The organism is Streptomyces bugieae (genome assembly GCF_036352915.1).
Taxonomy (GTDB): Bacteria; Actinomycetota; Actinomycetes; order Streptomycetales; family Streptomycetaceae; genus Streptomyces; species Streptomyces endophytica.
The window spans coordinates 225451-238644 of the sequence record NZ_JAZBJP010000007.1 but is presented as its reverse complement, the minus strand read 5'-3'; the positions used below and the strand labels follow the sequence as shown (position 1 = coordinate 238644).

General features: G+C 71.3%; 11 protein-coding genes. 5 read left to right on the top strand and 6 right to left on the bottom strand.

Going from position 1 to position 13194, the window contains the following annotated elements; translation table 11 throughout:
- The coding region (locus V2J85_RS16415) for an integrase core domain-containing protein (protein ID WP_330822004.1) at positions 1 to 131 on the top strand (131 nt) is incomplete at its 5' end.
- A gap of 206 nt (positions 132 to 337) precedes the next feature.
- On the opposite strand, the gene V2J85_RS16410 is transcribed toward V2J85_RS16415, so the two are convergent.
- Positions 338 to 613: a GntR family transcriptional regulator gene (locus V2J85_RS16410; RefSeq protein WP_330821992.1), complete on the bottom strand. Its 276-nt coding sequence runs from the start codon at positions 611 to 613 to the stop codon at positions 338 to 340.
- Between the two features lie 386 nt (positions 614 to 999).
- Here V2J85_RS16410 and V2J85_RS16405 point away from each other — a divergent pair, with 386 nt between their 5' ends.
- Positions 1000 to 1281: a hypothetical protein gene (locus V2J85_RS16405; RefSeq protein WP_261956565.1), complete on the top strand. Its 282-nt coding sequence runs from the start codon at positions 1000 to 1002 to the stop codon at positions 1279 to 1281.
- A 98-nt stretch (positions 1282 to 1379) separates the two neighbouring features.
- Here V2J85_RS16405 and V2J85_RS16400 read toward each other — a convergent pair whose 3' ends face one another.
- Positions 1380 to 1598: a hypothetical protein gene (locus V2J85_RS16400; protein WP_030816154.1), complete on the bottom strand. Its 219-nt coding sequence runs from the start codon at positions 1596 to 1598 to the stop codon at positions 1380 to 1382.
- 355 nt (positions 1599 to 1953) lie between these two features.
- On the opposite strand from V2J85_RS16400, the gene V2J85_RS16395 reads away from it, so the two are divergent.
- From V2J85_RS16395 to V2J85_RS16385, 3 genes are all read left to right on the top strand, one after another.
- On the top strand, positions 1954 to 2427 hold the full coding sequence (locus tag V2J85_RS16395; protein WP_261956566.1) for a MarR family winged helix-turn-helix transcriptional regulator: 474 nt from the start codon (positions 1954 to 1956) through the stop codon (positions 2425 to 2427).
- Positions 2428 to 2522: 95 nt separating this feature from the next.
- The gene (locus V2J85_RS16390) at positions 2523 to 5057 is read left to right on the top strand and encodes an MFS transporter (RefSeq protein WP_474064963.1); all 2535 of its coding nucleotides are present in this window, start codon (positions 2523 to 2525) and stop codon (positions 5055 to 5057) included.
- 235 nt (positions 5058 to 5292) lie between these two features.
- Entirely contained in the window at positions 5293 to 6135 is an 843-nt protein-coding gene (locus V2J85_RS16385) for a YceI family protein (RefSeq protein ID WP_261956568.1), read from the top strand.
- Between the two features lie 244 nt (positions 6136 to 6379).
- Here the strand turns inward: V2J85_RS16385 and V2J85_RS16380 are convergent, their stop codons facing one another.
- The 4 genes from V2J85_RS16380 to V2J85_RS16365 form a co-directional block, all read right to left on the bottom strand.
- A complete protein-coding gene (locus tag V2J85_RS16380) occupies positions 6380 to 7168 on the bottom strand; it encodes a TetR/AcrR family transcriptional regulator (RefSeq protein WP_261956569.1) in 789 nt (262 codons plus the stop codon).
- A 166-nt stretch (positions 7169 to 7334) separates the two neighbouring features.
- Positions 7335 to 8966 (bottom strand): MFS transporter, encoded by a 1632-nt coding sequence (locus V2J85_RS16375; RefSeq protein ID WP_330821991.1) that lies wholly within the window; start codon positions 8964 to 8966, stop codon positions 7335 to 7337.
- 313 nt (positions 8967 to 9279) lie between these two features.
- Entirely contained in the window at positions 9280 to 11814 is a 2535-nt protein-coding gene (locus V2J85_RS16370) for an ArnT family glycosyltransferase (RefSeq protein ID WP_330821990.1), read from the bottom strand.
- The gene (locus tag V2J85_RS16365) at positions 11811 to 13139 is read right to left on the bottom strand and encodes a bifunctional glycosyltransferase family 2/GtrA family protein (protein WP_261956572.1); all 1329 of its coding nucleotides are present in this window, start codon (positions 13137 to 13139) and stop codon (positions 11811 to 11813) included. The genes V2J85_RS16370 and V2J85_RS16365 overlap by 4 nt, the downstream gene beginning before the upstream one ends.
- Positions 13140 to 13194: the final 55 nt, after the last annotated feature.

The following is a 13194-nucleotide window of genomic DNA, read 5'->3' as shown; positions in this document are numbered from 1 at the left end:
CCTCAGAGGCCGAACGGCAGGCAGCGTTTCCCGACTGGCTGGACTGGTACAACTACCACCGACCCCATACCGGAATCAGCGGCCACACCCCAGCCAGCCGCGTCACCAACCTGTCCGGACAGCACACCTAGGGGCTGCCGGGGCAGGGTGTGCGCTGCGCGCCGTACGACCTACGGGATGCCCTACCCGTCGTCGGAGGCCGGGCTCGCCTCGCCGTTCACTACTCGCTATCGGGCTGACGAGACGTCACGAAGGACCCCATCCCCGGCGTGGTGACGATGAGCCCTTCCTCCCGAAGGGCGGCCGTGACCTTACGAACGGTCACGAACTCCACGGCTTACGGGGCGTCCGGGGGCTGGCCGGCGTCCTTGAGGATCTCCGCGGCGTTCTTCGCGACGAACGAGCCCATACCGGGTTCCGTGTAGATCAGCCCCTCGGCACGCAGCCCGCTGTTCACCTTCTGGCTCGTCGCCACCGCGATGCCGAACTCTTCCTGCAGCTGGATCACCGACGGGACACGCGTACCGGGCGGGTACGTGCCGTCGGCGATGCGCTGGCGGATTACGTCAGCAACCTGGCGCCACCGAGGTCTGTCAGGAGCAAATTCGATCACCTGAACACGCTAAGCGTGGTATGGCGCATCAGGCGATCTGTCAAATACCTAGTGCACCATAGAATACTTCGCTAGACTCGAAGCGACCCCGGCGGGTGCGCCAACACCCCCGAGGCCTGGTCAACCTCCGCCTGAAGAGAGCAGGTCGACATGCCGAAGCTTATGCATACCCTCATCGCCCTGTTGGGGGAACGGCACACTCGCCACGCCCCCGTCGCCGCCCTTCGACCCAAGCCACCACGTCCACAGCATCTCCACGCTCCCCGCCGCCCCGAATCCCCCCTCGACGGCGACACCTCCCCCCTCGTACGCCCCTATCTCCTCGCCCACGAGCGGCAGCAGGCCCGCCGGGAACGGGCCTTTCTGCGCGAGATGGCGGTTGCTTCATGAGGCGTAGCGGGATGCGGCTGCTGCCCTGGAGCGGGCCGGACGGGCAGCCCTGTTACCTCTCCACCGACCACAGCGGCGGGTTTCTCTCACAGCTCGCCGACGACATGGAAGAGGTGCAGGTGAGCACCGGCGAGGAAGTGTTGGCGCGGGCGACCGAACTGCTGCGGGAGTCGGCAAGGCCGTCTGCCGACGAGCTCCGGTTCTGTGTCCACAGGCTGTGTGAAGCGCTGCGGGATGCGCTGCGGATCGTCGAGAGCCGGGGCGGACGAACCGGCTAGCACCTGAAGAGCGCAAGAGAGCGGGGCCCGGCGGTTGTTACCGCCGGGCCCCGTCCACGTAAAGCCGAGATCCGAGAGCAAGAGCTAAGGGCGACGCGTTACGACAGCGCCAGCCAGGCCGCGCCCGCGATGACCAGGACGGCGACGATGACGCCGACGATAACGCCCACGCGGGGGCCGGCCGACTGCTGGGGGGCCGGGGCGCGGCGGCCGCCGGTCTGGGGGGTGCCGCCCTCGTCCACGAAGGCACGGAACATCTGCGTGCTGCCCGCCGGGTCGTAGTTCCCGTCGGCCTGGTTCTGCGGGTTGGTCGCCATGAGGCAGGACCCTAGCGAACCGGGGGCCCGGGGGCACCCCTGGGGCGCGTGTGGGGCGACCAGGGGAGGAGGGGGACGGGTGGGTCGATGGGGAGAGCCCGCCGCGTGAGGTGTGCCACTTGTGCGTGTTGTGTTCGCGTTGTGGCGATATGGACAGAGCCCCCGGACACCCCCGCGGACCTGCGGCTTTGAGCGAACCGGCCAATTGTTGACGGATTCGCGACAAGAGCTTGGGGCAGCCTTTGCCTGTACATGCCACCCATTCGTTTGCCTTCAGCAACCAACCGTGCGTATGGTTGCCCCAAGCAACAAAAGAAGTGCGATCGAGCTGAGCGATGGATGGGTGGAGGAGCCGGTGGCCGCTCACAGTCAGTACGAGGAGCTGGCCAGGCAACTCAGCGCCATCGGGGCCGTGAAGCGGGAGATGGGGCGGATCCTGCCCCAGGACTGCCCGCCCGCCTCGGCCGCGGTGCTCACCCTTCTCGACCGGCACGGCGAGATGCGGATGAGTCAGCTGGCCGAGCTGATGGCGATCGACATGTCCGTCACCAGCCGGCACGTGGCGCACGTCTGCGAGCGCGGCTGGATCGAGCGTGAGCCCGATCCGGCGGACAAGCGGTCGCGGCTGCTGCGCCTGACCCCGAGCGGCACGGAGATGCTCCAGGAGCTCTCCGAGCGCTACACCGCCGCGCTCGCCCGGTATCTCGGCGACTGGAGCGACGACGACGTCGGTCTCCTCAACGAGCTGCTCGCCCGGCTCCGTACGAGCTTCGGCGACTGCCGGACCCGGGCACACCACGACTTCAGCACCCGTACACCCGCAGGATGAAAAGGAACCACATGGCTACGACCACACCAGCCGGTGTGCGGGGCGGCCACGCCAAGCATGGAGGCGGTCATCACCACGCCTCCGACGGGGCCCCCATGACGCACCGTCAGATCATGGAGGCGCTGTCCGGGCTGCTGCTCGGCATGTTCGTCGCCATCCTCTCGTCGACGATCGTCTCCAACGCGCTGCCCGAGATCATTCACGACCTCGACGGCGGGCAGAGCGCCTACACCTGGGTCGTGACCGCCTCGCTGCTGGCGATGACGGCGACCACGCCCCTGTGGGGCAAGCTCTCCGACCTGTTCAGCAAGAAGCTGCTGGTGCAGTTCGCGCTGATCATCTACGTCGCGGGCTCGGTCGTCGCCGGTCTGTCGCAGAACACCGGCATGCTGATCGCCTGCCGCGTCGTGCAGGGCATAGGCGTGGGCGGTCTGTCCGCCCTGGCCCAGATCGTGATGGCCGCGATGATCTCGCCGCGGGAGCGCGGCCGGTACAGCGGCTACCTCGGCGCCACCTTCGCCGTCGCCACCGTCGGCGGCCCGCTGCTCGGCGGCGTCATCACCGACACCAGCTGGCTCGGCTGGCGCTGGTGCTTCTACGTGGGTGTGCCGTTCGCGGTGATCGCCCTGATCGTGCTCCAGAAGACCCTGAAGCTGCCCGTCGTCAAGCGCGAGGGCGTCAAGGTCGACTGGGCGGGCGCGTTCTTCATCAGCGCGGCGGTCTCGCTGCTGCTGGTGTGGGTGACGCTGGCCGGCGACAAGTACGACTGGATGTCGTGGCAGACGGCCGCGATGGTCGGCGGCGCGGTGGTGCTCGGCGCGGTCTTCGTCTTCGTCGAGACCAAGGCCAAGGAGCCGATCATCCCGTTGCGGCTGTTCCGCAACAAGACGATCACCCTGGCGTCGGTGGCCTCCCTGTTCGTCGGTATCGCGATGTTCACCGGCACCGTCTTCTTCAGCCAGTACTTCCAGCTGGCGCGCGGCAAGTCGCCGACGATGTCCGGCATCATGACGATCCCGATGATCGGCGGGCTGTTCATCTCCTCGACCGTCTCGGGCCAGGTCATCACCAAGACCGGCCGCTGGAAGGCCTGGCTGGTCTCCGGTGGTGTGCTGCTGACCGCCGGCCTCGGCCTGCTGAGCACCATCCGCTACGACACCGAGTACTGGCACATCGCGATCTTCATGGCGCTGATGGGTCTCGGCATCGGCATGATGATGCAGAACCTGGTGCTCGCCACGCAGAACCAGGTGGCCCCGTCGGACCTCGGTTCCGCCTCGTCCGTCGTGACCTTCTTCCGTTCCCTCGGTGGTGCGGTGGGCGTCTCGGCCCTCGGTGCGGTGCTCGCCAACCGCGTCACCCACTACGTCAAGGACGGCCTGGCCGACCTCGGCCCCAAGGCCGCCAAGGCCGCCGCGCACGCCTCCGGCAACAGCGGCGGCATCCCGGACCTGGACGCCCTCCCGGCGCCGCTGCGCACGGTCATGGAGAGCGCCTACGGCCACGGTGTCGCCGATGTGTTCCTCTACGCGGCGCCCTGCGCGCTGCTCGCCTTCCTCTTCACCCTGTTCATCAAGGAGGTCGCGTTGAAGACGCGTGGCGGACTGGCCCAGAGCTCGGAGGGCGCCCAGAGCGGCGCGGGCGCGCCGTCGTCGGCGAGCCCGTCGGTGACCCCGTCGGAGGCGACGCTTCCGCTGCAGGCGGCTGCCGCGGCGGGCGGCGCGGCCGAGGAACGGGAGCCCGTCCTCGTCGGTGCCGCGCCGGTGACCTCCGACGACGGCGGCCACACCCCCTCGTGGGCGCAGCCGGCCGCGCAGCCCCTGCAGGGCTACGCCTCGGCCGGTGGCGGCGACGCCGTGCCCGCCGGGCCGTCCATCCACGGCTTCGTGCGCAACGCGGAGGGCCACCCCGTCCCGCGCTCCGCGGTCACGCTGATCTCGCTCGGCGGCCGTCAGCTCGGCCGGGCGGTCGCCCAGGCCAACGGCTCGTACGTCCTCAGCGCCCCCGGCGCCGGCTCGTACGTGCTGATCGCGGCGGCCGACGGGCACCAGCCGCAGGCGTCCACGGTCGTCGTCGGCGACCAGCCGTACGGCTACGACATCCTGCTCAGCGGCACCAGCGGCCTCGGCGGCCAGGTGCGCAGCGCGGTCACCGGCGAGCCGGTGGCGGACGCCATGGTCGTCGTCACGGACGTCCGCGGCGAGGTGCTGGCCACCGGGAAGACCGGCGCCGAGGGGTACTTCTCCTTCGACGAGCTGGCCCCCGGCACCTTCACGGTCGCGGTGAACGCCGCCGGCTACCGGCCGGCCGCACTGCCGGTCGAGATCGGCGGCCAGGGCACCACCCGCATCGAGGTCGAGCTGCTGTCCGGCGCGCGGGTGCAGGGCGTCGTACGGGCCGGTGCGGACCGCCGTCCGCTGCCCGACGCCCGGGTGACGCTGGTGGACGCGGCCGGCAACGTCGTGGCCACCTCGACCACCGGTGAGGACGGCGCGTACGCCTTCACCGACCTGGACGCCGGTGACTACACGGTCATCGCGAGCGGCTACCCGCCGCTGGCCACCGGTCTCGCGGTCGACGCCCGCGGGGTGGACGGCCACGACGTCCAGCTCGCCCACCCCGGGGACTGACCCGGGGCCCGGGGCCCGTACGGAATGACGACGGAGCAACCCGGGCAGCAAGACCCCGGGCCGGGACGCGCGGTGAGCGGAGACGCGTCCCGGACCGGACCCCAGGACTCCGGCGGCGGTGTGGCGCACAGGCAGGGGACGGCCTGCACGCCGCCGCCGGGGTCCGACACCCCCGAGCTCCCGGCCCCGCCAGGGCCCGGAGTCGGGGCACCACCAGCAACACACGGGAGAGGCAATGACTTCGACGGGCGCGGGAGCCGCGGGCGTGCGGGCGCAGGTCCGCACACGGGACGGCTGGGCGGTGCAGCACGCCGTGCTGACCGTCACCGACATGACGGGCACGCAGGTGCTGCGTGCCGCGGCGGACGAGGACGGTGCCATCCGCAGCGAGGCGCCGCTGCCCGCCGGCCCGTACACGGTCATCGTGACGGCCGTCGGCTACGCACCGGTCGCCTCCAGCGCGATCGTGACGGCGAGCGGCCGGATGGAGGTGGGCAACGTCGTGCTGGCCCGGCAGGGCGGGGCCGAGCTGCCGCCGCCCGGCGCCTGGACCATCGACCCGATGCACTCCACGGTGGGCGCGGTCGCCCAGCACCTGGGGATCTCCAGCGTGCACGGCCGGTTCACCGAGTTCAGCGGCCGTATCGAGATCGCCGAGGACCTGGGGAAGTCGCGGGTCGACGCGGTCATCAAGGCGTCGTCGATCGACACCGGCAACGGCATGCGGGACGGGCATCTGCGCAACGAGGACTTCCTCAACGTCGAGGTGTACCCGGAAATCACCTACCGCAGCAGCGGACTGTCACCGGCCGGCCCGGACCGCTGGACCGTGCACGGCGACCTGTCGCTGCACGGCGTCATCCGCCCGGTGGACCTCGACCTCAGCTACCTCGGCACCGGCCCGGACCCGTGGGGCGGCGTCCGCGCGGCGTTCCGCGCCACGGCCGAACTGCGGCGCGAGGACTTCAAGATGAACTACAACCAGGTCGTGGCCGCGGGGATCGCGGCGATCGGCACCACCCTGAAGGTCGAACTGGACATCCAGGCGGTGCAGGGGGAGAGCTTGCCGATGGCGTGAGGGGGGTGTGGGAGCGGGGTGGTGGGAGCTGGGTGGCGGGAGCCGGGTGGCGGGAGCCGGGTGGCTGGAGCCGGGTGGCTGGGCCGTAACGCGGGGCGGCGGGAATGCCTCACCGCCGCGCCGCGTTGTGGCCCCGCAGGGGGCGCTCCGGCCCCCTAGCTAGGGGATCTGTTTCCCCGACCCCTAGGGCCCTCCCCTCCCCCCGGCCCCTCTCCCTCCGGCCCTCTCCACACCCCCGCGCGGGTCACGCCTCGTGCCCGTGCCCGTGCCCGCCGCCGCCCCGCATCGCCTCGATCCCCGCGATCTGCAGGTCGAGCGCGAAGGCGAAGTCCCGGTCCAGCATGGCCACGGCCGACCGGCCCGTACGGACGCGGTCGGCGCGGAGGGACAGCTCCATCGTCTCGGCGAACTCCGGGCGGCCCGAGATGGCCGAGACGACCTGCTCGAAGTAGTCGTCCAGGCTGATGCCCGCGGCCCGGCACCGCGCCTCGTGCGTCGCCCGGATCGTCGCGAAGCCGTAGACGAAGTGGAACAGCGACGCCAGCGCGCCGGACGTGCGCTCGGCGTCCAGGCCGCTGCTCGCCATCACCCGCAGCGTGGCGTTGGAGAACGCGGTGGAGTGCGGGCCGATGTTGATGAACTCGGCCAGCAGCCGGGCCGCCCAGGGGTGGCGCAGCAGCATGTCGCGGTAGCCGGTGGCGAGGACCCGGAGCTGTTCGCGCCAGTCGGCGCCGGGCTCCGACTCGTCGGGCAGGGGCAGTTCGCCGGCCACCGCGTCGACGGCAAGCTCCAGCAGATCGTCCTTGGTGTCGACGTACCAGTAGACGGACATCGCGGTGACGCCGAGCTCGGCGGCGAGCCGGCGCATCGAGAACCTCGCCAGTCCCTCGTCGTCCAGCAGCCGGACGGTCGCCCCGATGATCTTTTCGAGGTCGAGCCCGGCCGGCTGCTCCGCCTTGCGCTTGAGCGGGGGGCGCTCGGTCAGCCAGACGCTGTGCGGCCGCTTACCGGCACGGCCGTTGGTCGCGGTCATGGCGTCCGTCCTCTTCTTCTTCACGTGTTGCACGGGTTCACGTGCAACACGTGGTTCACGTGCTGCACGGGGTTCACGTCTTGCACGTCGGCGTACGACGATCTTCCGCACCGTCGATCTCTGCACCGACGATCTTCCGCACCGACGATCTTCTGCACCGACGATGCTATTCCGCGGCAGCGGCGGCCGCTTCCGGCCCGTGCGGCATCCCGGGCGGTGTCCCGGGCGCTCCCGATGCCGTAGCCGCCCCTGTCGCCTCCTGCCCCCCTTGCGCCTCCGGTGTCCCCTGGTCCTGCCCGGTGCGTTCCGCCCGGCGCTGGAGTACGGCGGCGAGCAGCCCGCCCAGGAACACCGCGGCCGCGCCGACCAGCTGGCTGGTGCCGATGCCGGAGGCGAAGGCGTCCTGGACGGCGGTGCGTTCGGCGGCGGTGTGCGTACGGGCGAGCGCCGCGGAGAGCGAGCCGGCGCCCGCGGCCACCAGCGGGAGCAGGGCCGTGAAGCGGATGTTGAGGACCGCGCCGAGGACGGCGACGCCCAGGCCCTGGCCGAATTCCATCAGCGTGCCGTTGACCCCGGCGCCCACCCCGGCCTTGGCCGGCGGGATCGCGGACATGATCGCGTTGGCCATCGTCGGCATGGCGAGCGCGACGCCGATGCCCATCACGATGAGGCCGGTGAGCATGCCGCCGTAGCTGTGTCCGCCGAGCACCGATATGGCGGCGAGTCCGGCGGCGAGCAACGACATCCCGGTGATGATCATGCCCGGGGTGCCGAACTTCGGCATCAGACGGGCGCCCAGGCCGGTGAAGTTGATCAGGATGACGGTGACGGCGAGCGGCGCCATCCGCAGCCCGGCGTCCAACGGGCCGTATCCGAGCACCAGTTGGAGGTGCTGGGTGAGCAGGAACATCGAGCCGCCCATCCCGAAGGCGACCAGGATGCCGCCGGAGACCGCGCCGATGAACCGGCGGTTGCGGAAGAAGTGCATGTCCAGCATGGGGTGCGGGGTGTGCAGTTCCCATCCCGCGAAGAGGGCGAGGCCGGCGATCCCGATGGCGGCGGAGATAAGCACTTGGCCCGAGAGCCAGCCGTCGCGCGGTCCGGAGATGATCGCGAATACCACCCCGACCATGCCGATCATGGAGAGCAGAGCGCCGAGGAGGTCCGGGCGTTCACCGCCGCGGCTCTTGGACTCGGGGACGAGGGTGACCACGGCCGCCACCGCTATGACGGCGACGGGGAGGTTGACCAGGAACAGCGAACCCCACCAGAAGCGGTCGAGCAGCGCACCGCCTATCAGCGGGCCGGCGGCGAAGCCGAGGGAGTTGACCGAGCTCCAGATGCCGATCGCCTTGGGGCGCTCCTCGTCGTCGAAGATCTGCATGACGACCGCGAGCGTGGTGGTGACCAGCAGGGCTCCGCCGACGCCCATACCGGCCCGGGCCGCGATCAGCTGGCCGGGCGACTGGGCGAGCGCGGCCCCGAGCGAGGCCAGGCCGAACAGCACCAGGCCGACGGCGAGCATCTTCTTGCGGCCGTAACGGTCGGCGGAATTGCCGGCGGTGAGCAGCAGGCCCGACTGGACCAGCGAATAGGCGTTGATCATCCACTGGACGTCGGCGGTGGTCGCGCCCATCTCCTTGGTGAGGGAGGGGATGGCGACGTTCAGGACGGTGTTGTCGAGGATGACCGTGAGCTGGGCGACGCAGATGACGGCCAGGATCAGCCAGCGGGTGGCATGCCGGCCCGGCGGCTGGAGCGTGGTGGGTGCGGCGTCGGTGGCCACGGGGGACGGCATACGGGCTCCCTGTGCGATGTGAGCGGTTGCCATACACCGTACAGGGAGGGTTATACGCCGTACATTTGGTTTTCGGCCGAGTGGGGGCGGGGGGCGACCAATTCCGGGCAACCGTTTTCGGGCGTCCGTTTCTGGGGCGACCGCTTTCCGGCGTCCGTACTGGTCAGGCCCCCGCCTGCCTCACTGCTCAGGCCCTCCTCGTCACCGGTCAGGCCCCCTGCCTCACCGCTCAGGCCCTCCTCGTCACCGGTCAGGCCCCCTGCCTCACCGCTCAGGCCCTCCTCGTCACCGGTCAGGCCCCCTGCCTCACCACTCAGACCCGCTTCGTCAGGTCGTAGAAAGTGGCGCTGCCGACCGTGACCTTCTTGAAGGTCTTCTCGACCCAGGAGCTGATCTTGGACGAGTGGCCCTGTCCGCCGCCGCCCGGACCGCCACGGCCCCCACGTCCGCCGAATCCACCGGGCCACTCCCGGCCACCGGGGCCACCGGGACCCCCGGCGCCGAAGCCGTCCCGGCCGCCCGCGATGAAGTAGTGGATCTTCCCTTCCGCGACGTACTTCTTGAACTGTGCGAGGGTCGGCGACGGGTCGCTGCCGTTGAAGCCGCCGATCGACATCACCGGCTTCTGGGTGGCCAGCTGGTAGCCGGCGGCGTTCTGCGAGCCGATGGCCGCCGCGGCCCAGGTGTAGTCGCCGGCGTTCTTCTCCACCAGGGCCTTGGCCCGGGCGCTCACCTCGCTGCCGTTGAGCAGGCCGCCCATGCCACCACGCATGCGGCCCATACCGGCACCCGCGCCCTTCGCTCCCGGTATGCCCGGCAGGCGACCGGCAGCGTTTCCGGGAGCACCGGCGGCGCCAGGGGCACCAGGGGCTCCGGGGAAGGCTCCGGGCGCTCCGTGGGCCCCGGCCTGCATGCCGCCGCCCGGCATCGCGCCGTTGTTGCCGCGCCACATGCGGTGCCGGCCTCCGGGGAAGCCGCCGCCCGGCCCACCCATACCACCGCGCACCGAAGGCCCGGCCGTGATGATCGACCCGCCCTTGGGCGTGTTGACGGTGTCGAGCGTGTACGCGACCGGTCCCGCCAGCGCCGTGACCACCCCGAGTCCCGCGGCGACGACACCGAACCGCCGGGCGACCGGGACCCGGACCCCCGCCGCCGCCTGCCGGTCCGCCGCCGCTGCCTGCCGGTCCGCCGTCACGTCCTGCCGGTCCGCCGTCACGTCCTGCCGGTCCGCCGTCACGTCCTGCCGGTCCGCCGTCACGTCCTGCCGGTCCGCCGTCACGTCCTGCTGGCCCGCCGTCACGTCCTGCTGGCCCGCCGCTGCCGTCTTCCGTACGCCCAGCACGAGCCCCACCGCCGCCAGCGCCCCGAGCACCAGCACCGTCCAGCGCAGCCACGGCAGCCAGTCGGGCGAGCGGTCCAGCAGGACGTACGACCAGACCGCGGTCACCGCGACCGTCAGCGCCAGCACGACCGACGCCAGCCGCCCGCCGCGCCGCCACAGCAGGGTCGCGCCCATACCGACCAGCGCCGCGATGTACGGGGCCAGCGCGATGTTGTAGTACTGGTGGAAGATCCCGGACATGAAGCTGAACGTCGTGAAGGTCATCAGCAGCGCGCCGCCCCACACCAGGAACTCGGCCCGCTGACCGGCCTGTTCGGCGGCGAGACCGGCCGCAGAGGTCACGGTGACGGCCTGCCCGCCCCCGGCCCGATCTCCTCCGGCCTGACCGTCCCCGGCCTGTTCACTCCCGGCCTGACCGCTCCCGGCCTGACCGCCCCCGGCCTGCCCGCTCCCGGCCTGTTCGGCGGCAGCAGGCACGGCGCCGGCGTCCGTACGCCGGGCCCGCCACAGCAGCCCCACCGCCACCACCAGCAGGATCAGCGCGGCCGGCAGCAGCCAGGAGATCTGCCCGCCCATGTCGGACGAGAACAGCCGGGTGAGGCCGGTCTCACCCCAGCCGCCGCCCCCGCCCGGCCCGCGTCCGCCCCCGCCGACGCTGCCGGTCTCGTTGCCGCTGATCCGCCCGAAGCCGTTGTAGCCGAAGGTCAGCTCCAGGAAGCTGTTGGTCTGCGAGCCGCCGATATACGGCCGCGAGGACGCCGGCCAGAGCTCGACGATCGCCACCCACCAGCCTCCGGACACCACGATCGCCAGCCCGGCGAGCAGCAGTTGCCCGAACCGCTTGCGCAGGCCCACCGGCGCACAGCACGCGTAGACCACGGCGAGCGCCGGCAGGATCAGCCACGCCTGGAGCGTCTTGGTGAGGAACCCGGCGCCGAAGCAGAGCCCGGCCAGCACCAGCCACTTCGTCCGGCCGTCCGCAAGGGCGCGCAGGACGGCCGCGACCGCGCACACCATCAACAGGCACAGCAGCGCATCGGGGTTGTTGAACCGGAACATCAGCGCCGCCACCGGCGTCACCGCCAGCGCCCCGCCGGCGAGCAGTCCCGCGCCCGCCCCGAACCGCCGCCGCACGGCCGCGTAGAGCACCCCGACGGTCGCCACGCCCATCAGCGCCTCGGGCACCAGGATCGCCCACGAGCTGAGGCCGAAGAGGCGTACGGACAGCGCCATCGGCCAAAGCGCGGCCGGCGGCTTGTCGACGGTGATCGAGTTCGCGGCGTCGGACGAGCCGAAGAAGAACGCCTTCCAGCTCTCGCTGCCGGCCTGTACGGCGGCCGAGTAGAACTGGTTGGCGTAGCCGGAGGCGGACAGGCTCCAGAGGTAGAGCACGGCCGTGACCAGCAGCAACGCCACCAGCGCGGGTCGCGCCCAGCGCTCCCGGGAGGCGGCGCCAGGGGTGTACGGGTACGGGTCCGGATGCGGATGCGGACGCGGGTTCATCGGGTGCTCCTGAAGAAGTCGTGGTTCCGGTCGTGCGGTTGGGCGCCCCCGTGGACGTCCTCGACGACGTCCCGGCGCTCGCGGTCCGGGAACACCCAGGCGCGGAAGAGCAGGAACCGCAGCACGGTCGCCGCCAGGTTGGCGGCCACCAGCACCGCCAGTTCGGTGCCGTGCGAGGCCGGCCCGCTGGCCGCGTCCAGTGCGGCCAGGGACCCGCTGGTCAGGACCAGGCCGATGGCGAAGACCACCAGGCCCTGGGCCTGATGGCGGACCGCCCGGTCCCGCCCCCGCACCCCGAAGGTGAGCCTCCGATTGGCCGCCGTATTGGCCATCGCGGACAACAACAGTGCGGCGGCGTTGGCCAGTTGGGCGCCGGTGCCGAGGCGGAAGAGGGAGTAGAGCCCGAGGTACAGCAGAGTGCTGAGGCCGCCGACGACACAGAAGCCGACGAGCTGACGGGCCAGCCCGCCCGGCACACCGGGCAGTTCCCGGTCCCGCGGATCGTCCCCGAACGGGCGGGCCAGCCGGTCCAGCGGCAGCGCACCGGTCGCCAGCGCCCGTCCCACCCGCCAGACGCCCTTCAGGTCGTCGGTGGCCGTGCGCACGATGTGCACGGTGCTGTTCGGGTCGTCGACCCAGTCCACCGGCACCTCGTGGATCCGCAGTCCGGCCCGCTCCGCGAGCACCAGCATCTCGGTGTCGAAGAACCACCCGGTGTCCTCGACCATCGGAAGCAGCCGCTCCGCGACATCGCCCCGTATGGCCTTGAACCCGCACTGCGCATCGGAGAAGCGGGCGGCGAGCGAACCCCGCAGGATGAGGTTGTACGTTCGCGAGATGAACTCCCGCTTCGGTCCGCGAACGACCCGCGCGCTCCGGCTGAGCCGCGAGCCGATCGCCAGATCCGAGTGCCCGGAGATCAACGGCGCGACCAACGGCAACAGGGCATTGAGGTCCGTCGACAGGTCGACGTCCATGTAGGCCAGCACCGGCGCCTCGGAGAGCGACCACACGGTGCGCAGCGCCCGCCCGCGCCCCTTCTGCTCCAGCCGTACGGCCGTGACCTCGTCGATCGCGTCATCGAGCAGTGCGGCGACCTCGGGCGTACGGTCGGTGCTCGCGTTGTCCGCGATGGTGATCCGGAACCCGTACGGGAAGGTCCGCGCGAGGTGCTCGTGCAGGCGCCGGACGCAGCGCTCCAGGTCCGCCTCCTCGTTGTAGACGGGGATGACCACATCCAGCACGGTCGCGGTCTGGCCGAGGCGCAGATGCTCGCGAGGTGGCAGGGAGCCCAGCGGTGTGTCGGGCGGCTGTGTCGTCGTCATGCACCGACCCTCGCCAACCGCCCTGTCACGGCCGTGTGGTGAGCCTGTGGCTGAG